The organism is Pseudomonas sp. LS-2 (genome assembly GCF_003605735.1).
GTDB lineage: Bacteria > Pseudomonadota > Gammaproteobacteria > Pseudomonadales > Pseudomonadaceae > Aquipseudomonas.
The window spans coordinates 1-16,664 of sequence record NZ_QXTJ01000010.1 but is presented as its reverse complement, the minus strand read 5'-3'; the positions used below and the strand labels follow the sequence as shown (position 1 = coordinate 16,664).

General features: G+C 54.7%; 17 protein-coding genes and 1 pseudogene. 4 read left to right on the top strand and 14 right to left on the bottom strand.

Translation table 11 applies throughout. The annotated features are described in order from the left end of the window. Window positions 1-3: 3 nt before the first annotated feature. The 6 genes from D3M70_RS06655 to D3M70_RS06630 form a co-directional block, all read right to left on the bottom strand. Window positions 4-564: a recombinase family protein gene (locus D3M70_RS06655; RefSeq protein WP_014003957.1), complete on the bottom strand. Its 561-nt coding sequence runs from the start codon at window positions 562-564 to the stop codon at window positions 4-6. A 2-nt stretch (window positions 565-566) separates the two neighbouring features. After that, window positions 567-1,175 (bottom strand): hypothetical protein, encoded by a 609-nt coding sequence (locus tag D3M70_RS06650; protein ID WP_014003956.1) that lies wholly within the window; start codon window positions 1,173-1,175, stop codon window positions 567-569. A 296-nt stretch (window positions 1,176-1,471) separates the two neighbouring features. Then, window positions 1,472-2,038 (bottom strand): OsmC family protein, encoded by a 567-nt coding sequence (locus D3M70_RS06645; RefSeq protein WP_004574805.1) that lies wholly within the window; start codon window positions 2,036-2,038, stop codon window positions 1,472-1,474. A gap of 14 nt (window positions 2,039-2,052) precedes the next feature. Further along, entirely contained in the window at window positions 2,053-2,829 is a 777-nt protein-coding gene (locus D3M70_RS06640; protein ID WP_004574804.1) for an SDR family NAD(P)-dependent oxidoreductase, read from the bottom strand. Between the two features lie 59 nt (window positions 2,830-2,888). Next, entirely contained in the window at window positions 2,889-3,473 is a 585-nt protein-coding gene (locus tag D3M70_RS06635) for a TetR/AcrR family transcriptional regulator (RefSeq protein ID WP_004574803.1), read from the bottom strand. After that, window positions 3,470-4,150 carry a cupin domain-containing protein gene (locus D3M70_RS06630; RefSeq protein WP_004574802.1) on the bottom strand — a complete coding sequence of 227 codons (681 nt, stop codon included), beginning with the start codon at window positions 4,148-4,150 and terminating at the stop codon, window positions 3,470-3,472. The genes D3M70_RS06635 and D3M70_RS06630 overlap by 4 nt, the downstream gene beginning before the upstream one ends. A gap of 612 nt (window positions 4,151-4,762) precedes the next feature. Here D3M70_RS06630 and D3M70_RS31890 point away from each other — a divergent pair. From D3M70_RS31890 to D3M70_RS06615, 3 genes are all read left to right on the top strand, one after another. Beyond that, window positions 4,763-4,912 (top strand): hypothetical protein, encoded by a 150-nt coding sequence (locus D3M70_RS31890; protein WP_016973425.1) that lies wholly within the window; start codon window positions 4,763-4,765, stop codon window positions 4,910-4,912. A gap of 304 nt (window positions 4,913-5,216) precedes the next feature. Beyond that, window positions 5,217-5,444 carry a hypothetical protein gene (locus D3M70_RS06620; protein WP_016973426.1) on the top strand — a complete coding sequence of 76 codons (228 nt, stop codon included), beginning with the start codon at window positions 5,217-5,219 and terminating at the stop codon, window positions 5,442-5,444. Next, window positions 5,441-5,647, top strand: coding sequence for a hypothetical protein (locus tag D3M70_RS06615; RefSeq protein ID WP_016973427.1), 207 nt, complete (start codon window positions 5,441-5,443; stop codon window positions 5,645-5,647). Before D3M70_RS06620 ends, D3M70_RS06615 begins: the two co-directional genes overlap by 4 nt. A 338-nt stretch (window positions 5,648-5,985) precedes the next feature. On the opposite strand, the gene cydB is transcribed toward D3M70_RS06615, so the two are convergent. From cydB to D3M70_RS06585, 5 genes are all read right to left on the bottom strand, one after another. Beyond that, a complete protein-coding gene (gene cydB / locus D3M70_RS06610; protein ID WP_016973428.1) occupies window positions 5,986-7,002 on the bottom strand; it encodes a cytochrome d ubiquinol oxidase subunit II in 1,017 nt (338 codons plus the stop codon). Between the two features lie 16 nt (window positions 7,003-7,018). Further along, a complete protein-coding gene (locus D3M70_RS06605) occupies window positions 7,019-8,410 on the bottom strand; it encodes a cytochrome ubiquinol oxidase subunit I (RefSeq protein ID WP_016973429.1) in 1,392 nt (463 codons plus the stop codon). A gap of 835 nt (window positions 8,411-9,245) precedes the next feature. Beyond that, the gene (locus D3M70_RS06595) at window positions 9,246-9,455 is read right to left on the bottom strand and encodes a hypothetical protein (protein ID WP_016973431.1); all 210 of its coding nucleotides are present in this window, start codon (window positions 9,453-9,455) and stop codon (window positions 9,246-9,248) included. A 330-nt stretch (window positions 9,456-9,785) separates the two neighbouring features. Then, window positions 9,786-11,703: excinuclease ABC subunit UvrB (uvrB, locus tag D3M70_RS06590; protein WP_256659737.1), on the bottom strand; the 1,918-nt coding region annotated here is incomplete at its 3' end. A gap of 369 nt (window positions 11,704-12,072) precedes the next feature. Further along, entirely contained in the window at window positions 12,073-12,990 is a 918-nt protein-coding gene (locus tag D3M70_RS06585; protein WP_079384147.1) for a LysR family transcriptional regulator, read from the bottom strand. Window positions 12,991-13,222: 232 nt separating this feature from the next. On the opposite strand from D3M70_RS06585, the gene D3M70_RS06580 reads away from it, so the two are divergent. After that, entirely contained in the window at window positions 13,223-13,654 is a 432-nt protein-coding gene (locus D3M70_RS06580) for a DUF488 family protein (protein WP_016973433.1), read from the top strand. Window positions 13,655-13,871: 217 nt separating this feature from the next. On the opposite strand, the gene D3M70_RS06575 is transcribed toward D3M70_RS06580, so the two are convergent. From D3M70_RS06575 to D3M70_RS06565, 3 genes and pseudogenes are all read right to left on the bottom strand, one after another. Then, window positions 13,872-15,173 carry an NAD(P)/FAD-dependent oxidoreductase gene (locus tag D3M70_RS06575; RefSeq protein ID WP_052155507.1) on the bottom strand — a complete coding sequence of 434 codons (1,302 nt, stop codon included), beginning with the start codon at window positions 15,171-15,173 and terminating at the stop codon, window positions 13,872-13,874. A gap of 18 nt (window positions 15,174-15,191) precedes the next feature. After that, entirely contained in the window at window positions 15,192-16,025 is an 834-nt protein-coding gene (gene fghA, locus D3M70_RS06570) for an S-formylglutathione hydrolase (RefSeq protein ID WP_016974193.1), read from the bottom strand. A gap of 387 nt (window positions 16,026-16,412) precedes the next feature. After that, window positions 16,413-16,664: pseudogene (locus D3M70_RS06565) on the bottom strand (VOC family protein); the annotation flags it as partial.

The window sequence follows — 16,664 nt, the reverse complement described above, 5'->3', positions numbered from 1 at the left end:
GTATCAGTCGTCCGTGCGGAGGTACTGGTAGAGGGTTTCCCGGCTGATGTTGAACTCGCGGGCAAGCTGCGCCTTGGGCTCGCCGGCCGTCGCTCGCTGCCGCAGGGTAGCAGCCTGCTCATCGGACAGGGCTTTCTTGCGGCCTCGGTACGCGCCACGCTGCTTGGCCAAGGCGATACCCTCACGCTGCCGCTCGCGGATCAGGGCGCGCTCGAACTCGGCGAAGGCACCCATCACCGACAGCATGAGGTTGGCCATCGGCGAGTCCTCGCCGGTGAAGACTAGGCCCTCTTTCAGGAATTCGATACGCACGCCGCGCTGGGTCAGCTTCTGCACAAGGCGGCGCAGGTCATCGAGGTTGCGCGCCAGGCGATCCATGCTGTGCACTACCACGGTGTCACCTTCGCGGACGAAGCTCAGCAGCGCTTCGAGCTGGGGGCGCTGAGTGTCCTTGCCCGAGGCCTTGTCGGTGAACACCTTGCTCACCTCGGTCTCCTCCAGCTGGCGTTCCGGGTTCTGGTCGAAGCTGCTGACCCGGACGTAGCCAATGCGATGTCCCTGCACGCCTACTGCTCCGCCGAGAAATGGCGCTCGGGCCAACGCCAACGGCGGATGCGCTCCCACAACACTTTGCCGCCAATCCCAACATCGTTCTTGTCGGGATCGAGATTGAGTAACAATGCCAGTCGAGCGATCGCGCTCTGCATCGGGTACATGTTCCCGTAGCCAGCGATCTTTCGCAGGATTTCATTCTCGCTCTTCTCTAACTCTTCGGGAGTATTGAAGGTGGTGGCATAGTCAGTGATCACTGCTGAAGCGGCATCCAAGGCGCTGTAGGTTTCTCGAAGCACTTCGAGCACTTCATGAGTGAGTGCCCCCAGCTCGACTTGGGTTCCATCCGGCAAGGTGGCGATCCCCTTCTCGAAAAAGATCACCCCGTCACGTAGATAAAGTGCCTGGAGGGCATCTACCCCAACGAACGACGGCGCGTCCTGGTCTACCGCAGGCCTGCCGAGAATGTGGCAATGCAAATGCAGGCTCGCGGCTCGAAGCAAACGCCGCGCCTCGGGAGTTGGTGGATTTATCCAAGGGTCTGCCTGCTCCCGCCGCCAGACAACCGTTCCCCACCACAGCCCGGCGACTACCAACCCTAATCCAACCCATAGAAAGGTCATCAGAACAACTCCGCGTTGAAGGTGAGCAAGGGGGCTAAGTGCACTTTCTGTTCCGTTGCGCCTCAAGCCCTGCTTTTGTCAGGCTGAAATCTATGACCTTTGCGGGCATGTGTCAAAGAATGCGAAAGAAGACTCTATTCTGACGGAGCTGCGCGGTTCTGCCTGACATCCAGTTAGGGTATACCTCAAATTGACACTGCGTATTCCAGAGAACGTGATGACGGAAGGTTGAACCTTCCGTCATAGCGCATCTGGTTTGGCCTCCCGTCAGCCAACCACGGGAAACACTGACTCGATCATTGGAGAATGGTCAGCTTGGCCTTGAGATCAATGGCTCTCGCGAAGTTGTGGTAATTCGGCGATGTTCGCTGCACCTGCGCGTGCAATGCTTTCAGCGCCGCCGAATCCGCCGACGACTCCATTTCGACCTCATACTCGACCTGGTCGTACCCTGGATTGATCCCAGGATCGATTCCAAGAAAACCTCTCAGATCGAGGCTTCCCTTCGTGCGGATAGTCAGCGATTGCAACTCGATGTTCATTGCCGCCGCATTTGCCGCGTAGGTTGCAGTCATGCATGCGTTCAACGCAGCCAGGATCAATTCTTGTGGATTAGCGGCCGTGTCGGTACCGAGCAATTCTGCCGGTTCGTCCGCGTCGATGACAAAGCCGCGCGCCAAGGCCGTGTCACCTAGTACGAGCGGCATGGTTCGCGCACGCGTCCGGGTGCCACCCTCCCAGGTTGTCACGACGCCGAACGTCGCGATGCCTGCGGCGGGCTTTGCTGCGACCTGATCTGCAAACTCACGCAATGCGCCGACGTTGATCCCGTTGCCGGGAGTTCCTTTAATGTTTGTGTTCATTTCTCGTTCCCCCATTATGTGTTACGCCCGGCCATCACGCCGCCGTCAACGTCCCAGATTGCGCCCGTCACCCATGCTGCCTTGTCCGACAACAGGAAGAGGATGACCTCGGCGACGTCTTGTGGCGTCCCAACCCTGCCGATTGGGTGGAAGCTGTTGAATCCCTGTAAGGCGCCATGAACCTCGGCCTTGGGTATGAATCCCTCGTAAATCGGCGTTTCGACAACCGCCGGAGAAACGGCATTGACCCTGATTTGTTTGGATGCCAGCTCCATCGCAAGGTGCTGGGTCAGCGAATGCAAACCTGCTTTTGCCATCGAATACGCGGACGACGGCGTAGCCGCAATCGCCTGCTTGCCCCACATCGAGCCGATGTTCACAATGGCGCCGGGACGCTCGCTGGCCACGAGATTGGCCACGACTTTTTGTGTGATGAAGAAGAACGCTTTATTCAACGTCAAATATTGTTCGTAATCACTTTCCGTGTGCTCAAGAAACGCCTTCGGGAAGAACACCCCAGCCGCGTTGACCAGAAGATTGATGTCCTTGTGGTGTTCATCGATGGTATGCAGGAGTCGCTTCACATCTTCGGCTCGCGAGAGATCGGCAGTCAGGGCGGTCACGGTGCCCAACGACGACAGCGCCTTGCGGGCCTCTTCGGCCTTGTCTTCACGGTGACCGACGATGACGACGCTTCCGCCTTGCTCAAGAACCATGCGGGCAGTTTGCAGTCCCATCCCGCTAGTGCCGCCGATGACCAACAACTTCTTGCCATTAAATTCAGTACTCATAATAATCTCCTTAACTACCAACTAAATGGTAGGGTTGTGTTGCAAAAAAAGTGCCGACCTCAGGTCAACACGGTGGAAAGAAAAGTGTTTCCAACTTCGGCCGGTCCGCGTGACGACCGCATGCCACGGCCCACCATCATCGAGCCTTCCAACGCGCACAAGAATGCCTCTGCGAGAGCCTCTGGGGTGGAATTCGAGGTGATCAGCGCGGCACGCTGACCATCGGCAACGACAAGAGTCAACCAGTCGAGATTGACTTTAAAGAATCGCTCGACCTCGCTCACAACGGCGTCCGGCAGCGAGTCCGACTCGGCACCCAACATGCCGCAGACACAAAGGCGCCGGTCCTTGGCGAAGGTGCGTTCGAAAAGTGCCGCATACGCAGTTAGCCTGTCAGGCGCTTTCGCATGCTGCCCTTCGATGCTCAGCAACTCCTCACGAAACCGGTGCGTGTAGCGCTGTGCGACCACGGCCACGAGTTCACCCTTCTTGGGAAAGTGGTGGTGGATACTTGGTTTTTTGATGCCTACCAACTGGGCCACGTCGTCGTATGAGAAGCCGTTGTAGCCGTGCTGCTGTACCAACCCTTCAGCGGCATCGACCACCCGCTCGGCGGTCGGCGAGATTTCGGAGAAATGCTTCATGCAAGCGCCTCATTTGATTCGGCGACTGGCAGGTGGCCTGTCTTGACCAGGATGGTGCAGCCTGTATTGCTGAAGGGACGGTGAGCACTCAAATGCGGACTGCGCATCCATGTGCCGGTAGGGTAGCTTCCGAACTCATCCTCAAAGACGCCTTCCAACACATAGATTTCTTCACCGCCGTAGTGACGATGCGAATTGAATCGTGTCCCCGGGGCCCAGCGCACCAAAGCCGTATGTTGTGTGTCGAACTCAGAAAGTGGCATCACCGACAGACCCGGCACGAGGCCTGGAAACCAGGGGCCGTTACGGGTGTCGACCACGGTGCGTTGGCTGTCGGCTAGATCAAGATGGCGCAGCTTGACGAACAACGTGCAACCCGTCGCGGAGCTCGGTGCATGCGAAGAACCTGGTGGATTCTTGATGTAAGTCCCAGGCCCGAAGGTCCCGGATTCGTCGCTGAATTCGCCGTCCAGGACCAGAATCTCCTCGCCCAAGTCGTGCTTATGATTTTCAAAAGCGGAGCCCGGCGCGTATCGCACGATCGAGGTGGCACGCGCCACTTCGTCGCCATCACGCTCCAGTAACTGGCGTTGAATCCCGGTCGCTGGCGAATCGACCCACTGTAAGCTTGAAGGCTCGACGACAACACGCTGCGAAAGATCTGAATTGAGTTTCATGGCTTTATTTCATCTACCGACTACTTGGTAGGTAAGTTATAAGATCCCGATTTGTTTGTCAAATAGCTTTCGCCATTTTCTTTCATCCATTGAAAAAACAATGAATTGGTTACAAGAACTCGCGAAGCTTAGCGTACGATTTTTTCCGAATTCTCTATCGTCCCCCTGAGGGTCGCCACCAACTCAAAAATACAGGGTTTCGCACTGTTTACCTCAGCTGCCGCGCGGTCAAGCATCACTACCGGACCTCTGGTCACAGATATGTACGTATGGGACGGCTTCTTCGACTACACCACCGATCGTGCGCCCCTATACACGCCCGACACCACCCGAGGCCATCCTCGGCTCCATTCGGTGTGTGTTGTGGGATACTTGCACGATGGCTGGATAATTAAGAACAGCTTCGGCACTTGATGGGGTGATAGGAACGCCTTCGCCACCATTGCGACCGGCACCTGTGGCCTTCTTACCGACGCTCCGCCGGCCGGCTTAGCACAGCGTCCCGCCTACACATTGGAGGTGTGAACACGTCAGCAGGTGCACGAGCAGTTGTGGGCCTTCATCCAGTCGCGACTGCTGGCCGGATTCCATTAAAATTTTGGGCCAGCGGGGTTGGCCTCAGCCTTGCTGGTGGGTGTGATCGTCAGCCGCAGGATCATCGGAGTGCCGCTGCTGGCTGAAGCGGGAGCCCAGCAACTGGTGTCGATTCTCGGACCTGCCATCCAGGAGATATTGCCGTCAGCCGAAGCGCCTGCCGCCTAGGAGTCCACCCGTAGAGCATACAACAGGATTGCGGGCAATTTAGTTCTACCTCCTTTGAAAAGCCCTTCTTAGAGGCTCATCGAGATGTTCTATGCGAGCCAGGATAGGCTTTGCAGAATACCGGTTGCAGACAATGCCTTACATCCACACATAGGGCCATCGGCACAGGCTCAAAAGCCGGGACATTTGGGTGCCAGGTCACAGTGGTGGCCCTAGCGGCTTAACCAGATACAGGTTCTCGATCAGCTCGGATCTGGCCGAAGCGACCTATAATGCGTCTTCAAATGATCGGAGCATCGTGGTCATGAAGCGCACACTTATTGGAATGGTCGAGGCTGGCGAGCCGCTGATATGGCAAACGCTTGAGGCCATTCAAAGGGCCTCTGAAGCTGAGGATTCTGAATTACCTTTGCATGAGGTTCGGTGTTTTTACCTATTGGCGGATTCGGTTTACCCAGCCGTCATTGACTCTCTGCTTGCCAAAGCTGGTCAACCACCGTCGTTCGCTCACCAGGATCCCGCCAGTAAATGACGCAAAAAACACCATTCCTTTATCCTGATCACCCTATGTATACCGAGGCCGTGGAGGCGTTGAAGCGTTACCACGAGGCGCAAGCTTCTGGGTGTCTCGCCGAAGAAATCGAACGGCTGCGTCAAATTGCGGAGTTACAGTTCCAAGCTGTGAACGAATATCAGCTCAGAGCCCTAGGCTACTATTCTCGAAAAAGCCATTGATGGGCTAGGTATGCGGGCGTTTTCTTGGGTGCCCTATTGAGCCGAATGCCGCACTGTTTGAGCAGTACGCCGACGCACTAACAATGCCCTGCGTCGAGCATTGGGCATCTACCCGATTTTGGTGGCGTTGCCGTACCGCATGCCGGGAACACTTGCGCGCCATGCGTGGACGGTTGCTCCAGCGACGTCGAGAAGCCACTTAGCAGTGGGTGTATTCTATCGATCGACTGCGCAAGAAGACTCGGCTTGCGGTAGCTAATGAATTCCTCTCCCCGACGCATTGTAATGACGCCCGGCAGAGGCCGGACGCCACCCATCTTACGCTGCCAGCACTAGTGTTAGTGATAAGCCTCGCCAGGTTTTACCTTGCCGCGGAACACGTGATAACTCCAGAAGGTATAAGCCAAGATAATCGGGATGATGAATAGCGCGCCGATCAGCGCGAACAACTGACTGGTCAATGGCGCAGCGGCCTGCCACAAGGTCAGGCTCGGCGGCACAATGTTCGGCCAGATACTGATCGCCAGGCCAAGGTAGCCGAGGAAGACCAACCCCACCACGGCGATAAAAGGCATGTGCGAGTGGCGCTTGCGAAGGGTCTTCAAAATCACCATTACCACCAACGCCGCTAGAGCAGCGATTAGCGCTGAACGCAACCAGTGGCTGGCATCGAACCAACGCTGGGCAATATCGTCGTTCAACGAAGCGGACCAGATACAAATCGTCACAATCACCACTGCCAAGGCGTAGGTAAGCGGCCGGCTGTAGCGACGCATACGCGTCTCAAGCATGCCGTCAGTTTTGATCAGCAGCCAGGTGCTGCCCAATAGCGCGTAAGTCAGCAGCAAGCCGACGCCGCAGAACATTGGGAACGGCGCCAACCAGTCCCAGCCGGAGCCGGCGAACTGACGGCCCACCATTGGGATACCACTGATGTAAGTGCCAATAGCCACGCCCTGGAAGAAAGTCGCCAGGACCGAACCACCAATGAAGGCCTTGTCCCACAGATGACGCTTGTGTGCCTCGGCCTTGAAGCGGAACTCGAAAGCTACGCCGCGGAAGATCAGTCCGGCTAGTACCAGCACCAAAGGCAGGTAAAGCGCTTCGAGGATTACTGAGTAGGCCAGCGGGAAGGCGCCGTACAACGCCGCCGCGCCGAGCACCGCCCAGGTCTCGTTGCCGTCCCACACCGGAGCCACTGTATTCATCATCACATCACGGTCGCTGGAGTCGCCGATCAGTGGGAAGAGAATCCCCAACCCCAGGTCGAAGCCGTCCATGATCACATACATCATCAGACCGAAGGCGATGATCACGCCCCAAATGACTGATAGGTCGATACCTTGAATTACCATTTTTGCCAGCTCCTTTTCAGTCGGCGACGGACAGCGGGCGACGCGCCGTAGCCAGCGATTCCGGTTGATCAGCGCTCGGCATTTGCTCGTGCGCGGTCGGCCCCTTGCGCACCAGGCTCATCATGTAGCAGATGCCGACGGTAAATACCGAGAAGTAGATAAGCACGAACAACCCCAGCGTCAGGCTCATCTGCGCAGCGCTGTGATTGGACGCCGCTTCGTTGGTCCGCAACATGCCGTAGACCACCCAGGGCTGGCGGCCCACCTCAGTGGTGAACCAGCCTGCCAGTAGTGCGATCAGCCCGGACGGCCCCATTAGCAAGGCGAACCCGAGGAACAGGCGGTTACGGTACAGTGCGCCGTTCCGACGCAGCACCAAGGCCAGCAGCGCGCAGGCGAGCATCAGCATCCCTAAACCGGCCATGACCCGGAAGCTCCAGAACACGACGGTCGAGTTGGGGCGGTCCTCTTTCGCGAAGCTTTTTAACGCCGGGATCTGCCTATCCAAGCTATGGGTCAGTATCAGGCTGCCCAGATAGGGGATCTCAATGGCGAAGCGAGTCTTCTCGGCCTCCATATCCGGCCAGCCTGCCAGGATCAGCGGCGACGGCTCACCGGGGATGTTCTCCCAGTGCCCTTCGATGGCAGCGATCTTCGCCGGCTGGTGCTCCAGAGTGTTCAAGCCATGAGCATCGCCCACCACTATCTGCACCGGTGTAGCGACAAGAATCATCCACATGCCCATCGACAACATCTTGCGAATCTGCGGCGTGTTGCGCCCGCGCAATAAGTGCCAGGCGGCGGAAGCCGAGACAAAAAACGCAGTGCTGAGGAACGCGGCCAACGCCATGTGGGCCAGACGGTATGGGAACGACGGGTTAAAGACGATTTTGAACCAGTCAAGCGGTACCACCCGGCCATCAATGATCTCGATACCCTGTGGGGTCTGCATCCAGCTGTTCGAGGAAAGGATCCAGAACATAGAAATCAGCGTACCAATGGCGACCATAACCGTGGCAAAGAAGTGCAGCTTGCGCCCTACCCGGTCCCAGCCGAACAGCATGACCCCGAGGAAACCCGCCTCAAGGAAGAATGCGGTGAGGACCTCATAGGTCAGCAACGGTCCGGTGACACTGCCAGCGAAATCAGAGAAGCGCGCCCAGTTGGTGCCGAACTCATAAGCCATGACCAGGCCCGAGACAACGCCCATGCCGAAGTTGACGGCGAAGATCTTTGACCAGAACTTATACAAGTCCTTATAGACCGCATTGTTGGTTTTGAGCCAGCAACCTTCGAGCACGGCCAGGAAACTGGCCAGACCAATAGTGATAGCCGGGAAAATGATGTGGAAAGAGACCGTGAAGGCGAACTGAATCCGCGCCAGGTCCAACGCAGTTAAAACTGACATAACAATATCCTTATAGACAGACGGGCTACCCAAAACTATGACCATCCTCAACCTGAACTTTAACTTTACTCATCAAAGGCGCAAGTAAGGTGGTCTGACGGAGTCCTCTAGGACGAGATCAAGGGTATCCGAGCAGCAATTGTAGGAACGCGAGAGCTCTGTGCTAAGCCCAACGAAATTTGGACTATCAGTTCACCGCCCATCAACTGGTAAATTATGGCCCAAACCGCTTGAATTAAAATAATTTTATTTACTCATCAGCACCACCTGGGGTACAAAGAAGATAGTCGCGACAATTAGCCGCACCAACTCCTATAGTTGGGTTGCCTCATCAAGTCGACCAGTCATCACAACAGATACAGCCTATTTTTTTGAGGACCTATCGTCAAATTGAAAATAACGACGAAATGATCAATTTTATCTATCCCCTTCCACTCAAGCGCACGATCACCCTTGATAGACGCGCCCTATGAGATAAATGAAAAAAGCAATCTAACCGACACCGCCCCCTCGCGGAGTAAAATCAATGAATCAATCGTCGCCGTAGGTGCGGCCTTGTTATAGACCGCCAGTGCTAAGACGCTCTAGACACTCACTCATTATCCGATCACACACCGACCGGCACCACTTCCAGCACTATCCACCTCTTTCTAGCTTCATCGAGACCAGCAATTAACTCGAAGACTCTTTCGGCCGTGACGAAAGCGGCTTGCCCCTTGACGCGATCGTACGCACGCTTGAGCGCGAACTCCTCAGTGCATTGGGTACACCATTCTTCCACGCCTCTAAACCTTGACGAGAAACGACGAACTTCGAATCGCGCCTCTGCCGTAACTCAGTGGATGGTAGACGGCGGTAGACCAGCTACCAAGAAGTGGGAATCGATCACCCCCTGAATGAGCGACTCGAACAAAAGCCCTAATTTACGAACCTCTTCCAAAGGCACGCCGCTCTCGTCCGCTTCCTTATAAGTTCGATAGGCCGTAAGCGCCTCGCGAAGCAGGACATCGCTTTCAAGATCAGCCGCCCCAATTGTCAGTTTCATGATTCATCCCAAATACCTTACCCAACGAACTCTAGGGCACTAATTACTCCAAGCCTGCTGAACAAACTTGATCAAAGCCTAATCAAGGGCGCTAAATAGGCAGGACAGAAAAGCACCTGCCAGTGAGGAGTGCCCTACAGCTTCGCTCGGACGTCCAGCCCCTCAAAACGGTGGTCAGAGGCCATAACAGCCTCTGACCCTTGTTATCAATGAAATAGATATAGCCTCGGCTAATCCAATACTCAACACAGGCCCTTAACTCCACAATCAACCAGCAGAATCGCTTGACCCACAACACCTCAACCCTCAACCCTCAACCCTCAACAGCTNTCTCATCGTCATGTCGATCTGTATATTCAAGCAACTCCTGCTCCTTGTTAGTTATCAGTTCGCAAAGCGTTGATAAATTTTCGCAAAACTTGCTTGAGTGGACGACCGGCTCTACTACCAGAGTCGCTTCATCAGCCATTTTGCGGACCGAGGATACAGGTGAAATCCCTTTTAGTTTGTTGAATTCAATTTGACGTTCGCGACGACTCTTGGTTTCGTCAATTGCTTCTTGCATCGCAGGGGTCACAGTATCGGCATACAAAATAGCCGTACCATTTTGATTCCTCGCAACTCGACCGATCATTTGAATCAGCGCATGTGCAGATCGTAAAAAGCCAGCGCGATCAGCATCTAAAATGGCCACCAAAGATGCTTCAGGAATATCCAAACCTTCACGTAATAGACTAACTCCAATTAACACGTCGAAATCGCCTGCGCGCAATCCATTAATGATCTCAACCCGAGCATCAGCCTTGGTATCCGAGTGCATGTACCGGACGCGTCCTCCCTGATCCGCCATAAAGGTACTCAGATCCTCGGCCTCAACTTTTGTTAACGCCGTGACCAATACCCTTTCATTGTTTTGCACACGCACAGATATTTCCCGAAGCAAATCGTCCATACGCCCCTCCAAAGGCCTTACTTCCACTTCTGGATCTAGCAACCCTGTAGGCCGAATTACTTGCTCAACAACTCTGCCCGCTGAAGCTTTGAGCTCATAGGGCCCTGGAGTTGCTGATACAAAAATGGCCTGAGGCTTAATGCCTTCAAATTCCTCAAAGCTCAATGGACGATTATTTTTTGACGAAGGAAGGCGGAAACCATAGTCTATTAATGTCTCTTTGCGACTTTGATCCCCACGATACATAGCTGAAATCTGAGGGACCATGACATGAGACTCATCAATAAATAGCAAGCCATCTTTAGGAAGGTAATCGAGCAGAGTTGTCGGATGCAGCGAAGAATCACGCTCATTCATATAACACGAGTAGTTCTCAATTCCGGAACAGTATCCAAGCTCACGCATCATTTCCACATCATTGGTAACTCTCTCATACAAGCGATTAGCTTCCACGAGACGGTTCTCTCGATTAAATTCCTCTACCCTCGACTCCATCTCGGCCAGTATTTCGACGGCAGCTGATTCAATTTTATTTCTCGGCGTTACAAACAAGGTCTTAGGCGATACCAGGTAGCTATCTACCTCTTCTAACAACTTACCAGTAATAGGGTCTAACCATTGAACCAACTCGATGTAATCATCCAACAGTACAACTCGAATGGCCCTATGCTCTGAATCCGCCGGGAAGATATCTATGATATCCCCGCGCACACGAAACGACCCACGCCTCAGAACCCGATCGACGCGATCATATTGCAGCAAAGCCAATTTTCGAATTAGTTCACCCTGCTCGATTTCTACTCCGCGTGCTAGCCGAACCTGTAGCGCACGGTAGCTGTCTGGATCTCCTAATCCATAAATTGAAGACACAGAAGCAACGACAATGACATCGCGGCGTTCAATCAATGACTTCGTAGTGGAAAGACGTAGGCGCTCCAGGTGCTCATTTATTGCCGAGTCCTTTTGAATGAAGCGATCGCTCCCAGGCATATAGACTTCGGGCTGAAAGTAATCGTAATAGGAAACAAAATACTCCACCGCATTTTCAGGAAAGAAGTTCTTCATCTCACTATAGAGCTGTGCGGTCAACGTCTTGTTGGGTGCCAAAATCAAGGTGGGCCGCTTAAGGCGATGAATCACATTGGCCATGGTGAAGGTCTTACCAGAACCAGTGATACCCTTCAACATCTGATGTGTTGCACCCTCTTCAATCCCTGAGATCAGGCGTGCTACGGCCTCTGGCTGATCCCCTGCCGGCGTATAGTTTGAGTGCAAAATGAATTTACCACTTGACATGACAATCCTCCAAATCGCGACTTGGTATTCAACTGGCGTATCAGCCAATTGAAATACTCGAACCTACCCTTAGTGGTACAGAACTTTCGGCAACTCGAAACTGATAGTGAAATATGCCTCCAGTTGGTAGCAACCACGTTTTGGGCTCTATGCACCGAGAGTGCTCACCTACAAACACCCTAAAGTGTTGACCGAGTCGAGCAAAAAATCCAATCAACTCGTGCCTTTGTCTCACTGATGCACCGCCAAGCCTTAGCGCAGATCGTGCTAAACAGCTAAGGTGGCACGTATATTTCGACCTGAACTGGTTCACAAAGCCTCTCATGGACGACCAGCTCAAGATAGCCGCGCGATACGCCTGGGCGGCCGTTAGTCTTTTGCTCGAAGTCGGCGATGGATCGACATTATGGCTCGGACAGGAATGGCTAACTCAGGACTACTAGCCACTTCTAAGAAAGCTCGAACCGAGGCAGACTCGAATGAATTTTTGCCAGCAACAAGGGCAATGGTGCAGTGTGATGGCGTTCCAGTGATCACAACCGCCCTGACATTGGCCACATGCAAAAAATTATTAGCTAAGGACTGTGGAAGAACTGCAAAAAATCTACCTGTCGAAATGTGCGAGACCAGTACACTCACTGAATCAGTTACAACAGATCGCATTTTACTTTGCTCAAGCCTACTTTCTACAGCAACTGAGAAAGTAGAAGCCAACAAACAGAGCTGCCTGCTTAACACATCTTCCCACGTTACGCTTGCAGGAAGTTCCAAGCCGAAACACCCAAAAAGAAACAACCGCTCCTTATGCAGGACTCGCGTATCGAAATCCTCCATGCAAGTGTTCTCAAGATGCATAAGTGCCACGTCTAGACCATTACTTTTAATCCCTTGCAGCAATGAACATGGGCTAGCAGTACTGATAGTTTGCTGCAACAGTGGGAATTTTTCAGCAAGTGCAGCACTTAAGATCGGGGATATAGAAGTCGTCCCCGGTACGATACCCAGCCGCAACTCACCTTCGAATCCACTTCGCAATGCGGCAAGTTCTCGATCTAAGGCTCTGCAGTCATCAGACATTTTTTGAGCCAATGCCAACACACGATACCCTTCCAATGTCAGGCCATCATAGCGCCTGCCATGGCGCACGATCTCGACACCCATGTCCTTTTCCAACTGTCTAATTCCGGAAGAAAGCGTAGGCTGAGAGACATTACAGATTCTGGCTGCGTTACCATAGTGCCCCTCGCGATAGAGAGCCAACAAGTATTCAAAATTTCTGACAATCATATGTGACCTCATCTACCAGCCTGGCACACTCCCTCGTCGCCAGTTATACTCTGGCAGAGTACGCTCTTTTTACATCCGAGCACTCAACATGACCATACACATTAGCTGCCGATATGCACTCCAACCTTTCAACCTTTCAACCTTTCAACCTTTCAACCTTTCAACCTTTCAACCTTTCAACCTGGACGTACGAAAACTTCAATCATCACTTAAATCCATCTAAGAGATCACCATGCGCATATTCACAATCGGCTTTACTAAGACCACCGCGCAGTCATTCTTTACAAGACTAGGGGAATCCGGTGCTAAGCGCCTAATCGACGTTCGCCTAAACAATACATCTCAACTGTCGGGCTTTGCTAAACGCGACGACCTCAACTACTTCACCAAAAAAATCTGTGAGATTGAATACCATCATCTCCTATTGCTGGCACCCACAGCAGACATGTTTAACGAGTACAAAAGTAAAGGTGGTGATTGGACGCACTACGCCGATAGCTTCCTAAAATTAATGTCATCGAGAAAGATAGAGAATATAGACAAGGAAATCATGGACGGCAGCTGCCTCCTTTGCAGCGAAAATAAACCTCACCACTGTCACCGTCGACTTGTTGCTGAATACCTGGCGAGCAAATGGCCAAATGTGGAGATCGTGCACCTTTAATATGCTAGCGATGTGAATCGAAAGCGCCGACATCTATCCCAGCTGCATACTCTACGGGTGAAATCTTGCTTATAGGGTACACATTCAGCTCATGTTTCCATCCCACAATATACGGTAAACGCGAGCTAGGTGCCGATCTCACATTCACTACCTAGAAGCTGCATACGTCCTGCAGGAACTGACAATCATCCCTGACTATCAATTCACCGTTGCAGTCTTACTTGGGTTCCAGCTCGGCGGGCCCACGCTTGGCCTGCGGTGTCGACCGCATGATCAGACGTGACCCTCGGTAACCGACACTGTGGTTCCAGACCCAACTCAGCGCGACACTCAAGCGATTGCGCACGCCAATCAGGAAATAGATGTGCGCCAGCTTCCAGATCCACCAAGCGAGTGCCCCACGCAGCTTCAGACGCCCCATGTCGATCACCGCCAGGCTACGACCGATGGTGGCCAGGTTGCCCTGGTGCTTGTACTTGAACGGCTCATCCACACTTTTGCCTTTCAGCCGCTTCTTGATCAGATTGGCAACGTACTGGCCTTGCTGCTTGGCCGCCGGCGCGATACCTGGCACGTACTTGCCATCCGACATCGCCGATGCCGCCGTGTCGCCAATCACGAAAATCTCGGGATGCCCCGGCACGCTCATGTCCGGCCTGACCAGCACTCGACCGGCACGATCCGCCTCGGCATTCAGCCAACGAGCGGCGGGTGACGCTTGCACCCCGGCCGCCCAGACAATGGTCTTAGCTGGAAGCGGCTTGCCCGCAACGATGACACCGTCAGCCGAGCAGTCGGTGACCGGAGCGCCCAACGCCACTTCAACGCCAAGCTTTTCCAGTGCGCGCCGGGTGTAGTCCGAGAGCTTCTCAGGGAACACCGGCAGCAGACGCGGCCCCGCCTCGATCAGCACCACCCGGGTAGCCCGCGGATCAATGGAACGGAAGTCATGGGCCAACGTGTCTTTCGCCAGCTCAGCGATCGTGCCCGCCAGTTCGACCCCCGTGGGACCGCCGCCGATGATCACGAAGGTCTGCAGTGCGGCACGCTCCGCCGGATTGTTGGAGCGTTCGGCCTCCTCGAACGCGGAGAGAATCCGTCCGCGAATCGTGGCAGCGTCCTCCAGAGTCTTCAGGCCGGGCGCATGGGGCTCCCATTCATCGTGACCAAAGTAGGCGTGCGTTGCCCCCGTCGCCAGGACCAGCGTGTCGTAACCGACGGTCGAACCGTTGTCGAGCAGGACTTGTCGCGAGCCGACATCCACACCCTGCACCTCCGCCATGAGCGTCTGCACATTCTGACGGTTGCGGAACAGGTAGCGAATCGGCCAGGCAATTTCAGAGGTCGACAGCGACGCGCCGGCCACCTGGTACAGCAGGGGCTGGAACAGGTGATAGTTGCGGCGATCGATGATCGTTACGTCCACGTCGGCGCCGGAGAATCCGTTGACAACGTCCAGCCCGCCGAAACCCGCGCCAACGACGACGACATGATGCCGTTTGTCAGAGGTCTTTTTCATCTTCAGGGTCTCCAGTGTTCAGCGATTCAACGCAGCCGCATGGTGGGCCATGTGTCCGCCCAGGTAGCTCGAAATAAAGTAGTAGCTATGGTCATGCCCGGGCCGCAGGTTGAGGGTCAACGGATGCCCTGCCTGTTCACAGGCGGCGCGCAGCAGTTCTGGGCGCAGCTGGTTCTCGAGAAACTCATCGCCCAGCCCTTGATCGACCAGCAACGGCAAGCGCTCTTGCGCAGAACGGATCAGTTCGACCGTGTCATAGCGCTTCCAGTCATCCTGGTTGTGCTCGCCCAGGTAAGCCGCCAGAGCCTTCTGCCCCCAGGGCACTTGTGTGGGGGCGACGATCGGCGAGAATGCCGAAACACTCGCATAACGACCTGGGTTGCGCAGCGCAATGACCAGGGCACCATGTCCACCCATGGAGTGCCCGCTGATGCTGCGCTTGGACGACGCTGGGAAGTTAGCCTCGATCAGCGCCGGCAGTTCGTCGACCACATAGGAATACATCTGGAAGTGATCGCTCCAGGGCAGCTCCGTGGCGTTCACATAGAAACCCGCCCCTTGGCCGAGGTCATAGGCCGCGTCGTCGGCGACGTTCTCCCCGCGTGGGCTGGTATCGGGGGCGACGACTATGATCCCATGCTCTGCGGCATACTGCTGCACGGCCGCCTTGGTGATGAAGTTTTGCTCCGTACAAGTCAGCCCAGACAGCCAGTAAAGTACCGGAAGCTTTTTATGTTCGGCCTGAGGGGGGAGATAGATGCCGAACTTCATCGTGCAACCGAGCACGGTCGACTCATGCTGATAGACGTCCTGCCAACCCTCGAAGCTGGCGTGATGTTCAATGCGTTCCATGGATATTCTCCTCATCTCTACGAGCCAGCGTTACCACTGGCATGAAGGATCACTGCTACAAACCCGGGCGCCACCACACCACGAAGGCCAGATGTCGTCTTCGATGTGCAAGTAATAAAATGTGCAAGCCAGTGAGACATCAAAACGAGAAATACAGCAAATGACACAGCCCACTGGCTTGCTGTGAATTCCGTGTGTCTTGCAACGCCTTCGGCCATGAAGGCGAGACAATTACCTTTCGGAGCTCGCGTCAGCTGACGTGGTCTCCGAGTGCCGTGGCCGCGTGGCATGAGTAGACATGCCAGGCACGGTCACGGCCAGAGCGGAAGGTGCGGTCGTCCTAACCGGAGCAGGCTCCGTTCACAACGACCTCACGACTCCTTGGTTTCAGACAAAGGTGTAGGCACACACTTTGTTACCAGCTGGGTCACGCAGGTAGGCCGCGTAGGCACCCGGCAGGTGGCCACGTGGACCTGGCTGGCCTTCATCGCTACCGCCAGCGGCGAGGCCGGCAGCGTGGAACGCATCCACTTCAGCGGTGGTGGCGGCAGCGAAACCGACGGTTACGCCATTGCTGGTAGGTGCAGCACCATTGCCTGGACGGGCGATGATGAACGCTGGCTTGTCACGGCCGTACAG

What these genes read in the sequence shown, in the direction of transcription:
- D3M70_RS06650 (WP_014003956.1), bottom strand. Translation starts at nt 1,175, where the DNA reads ATGACCTTTCTATGGGTTGGATTAGGGTTGGTAGTCGCCGGGCTGTGG.
- D3M70_RS06645 (WP_004574805.1), bottom strand. Translation starts at nt 2,038, where the DNA reads ATGAACACAAACATTAAAGGAACTCCCGGCAACGGGATCAACGTCGGC.
- D3M70_RS06640 (WP_004574804.1), bottom strand. Translation starts at nt 2,829, where the DNA reads ATGAGTACTGAATTTAATGGCAAGAAGTTGTTGGTCATCGGCGGCACT.
- D3M70_RS06635 (WP_004574803.1), bottom strand. Translation starts at nt 3,473, where the DNA reads ATGAAGCATTTCTCCGAAATCTCGCCGACCGCCGAGCGGGTGGTCGAT.
- D3M70_RS06630 (WP_004574802.1), bottom strand. Translation starts at nt 4,150, where the DNA reads ATGAAACTCAATTCAGATCTTTCGCAGCGTGTTGTCGTCGAGCCTTCA.
- D3M70_RS06620 (WP_016973426.1), top strand. Translation starts at nt 5,217, where the DNA reads ATGAAGCGCACACTTATTGGAATGGTCGAGGCTGGCGAGCCGCTGATA.
- D3M70_RS06615 (WP_016973427.1), top strand. Translation starts at nt 5,441, where the DNA reads ATGACGCAAAAAACACCATTCCTTTATCCTGATCACCCTATGTATACC.
- cydB (WP_016973428.1), bottom strand. Translation starts at nt 7,002, where the DNA reads ATGGTAATTCAAGGTATCGACCTATCAGTCATTTGGGGCGTGATCATC.
- D3M70_RS06605 (WP_016973429.1), bottom strand. Translation starts at nt 8,410, where the DNA reads ATGTCAGTTTTAACTGCGTTGGACCTGGCGCGGATTCAGTTCGCCTTC.
- D3M70_RS06595 (WP_016973431.1), bottom strand. Translation starts at nt 9,455, where the DNA reads ATGAAACTGACAATTGGGGCGGCTGATCTTGAAAGCGATGTCCTGCTT.
- D3M70_RS06585 (WP_079384147.1), bottom strand. Translation starts at nt 12,990, where the DNA reads ATGATTGTCAGAAATTTTGAATACTTGTTGGCTCTCTATCGCGAGGGG.
- D3M70_RS06580 (WP_016973433.1), top strand. Translation starts at nt 13,223, where the DNA reads ATGCGCATATTCACAATCGGCTTTACTAAGACCACCGCGCAGTCATTC.
- D3M70_RS06575 (WP_052155507.1), bottom strand. Translation starts at nt 15,173, where the DNA reads ATGAAAAAGACCTCTGACAAACGGCATCATGTCGTCGTCGTTGGCGCG.
- fghA (WP_016974193.1), bottom strand. Translation starts at nt 16,025, where the DNA reads ATGGAACGCATTGAACATCACGCCAGCTTCGAGGGTTGGCAGGACGTC.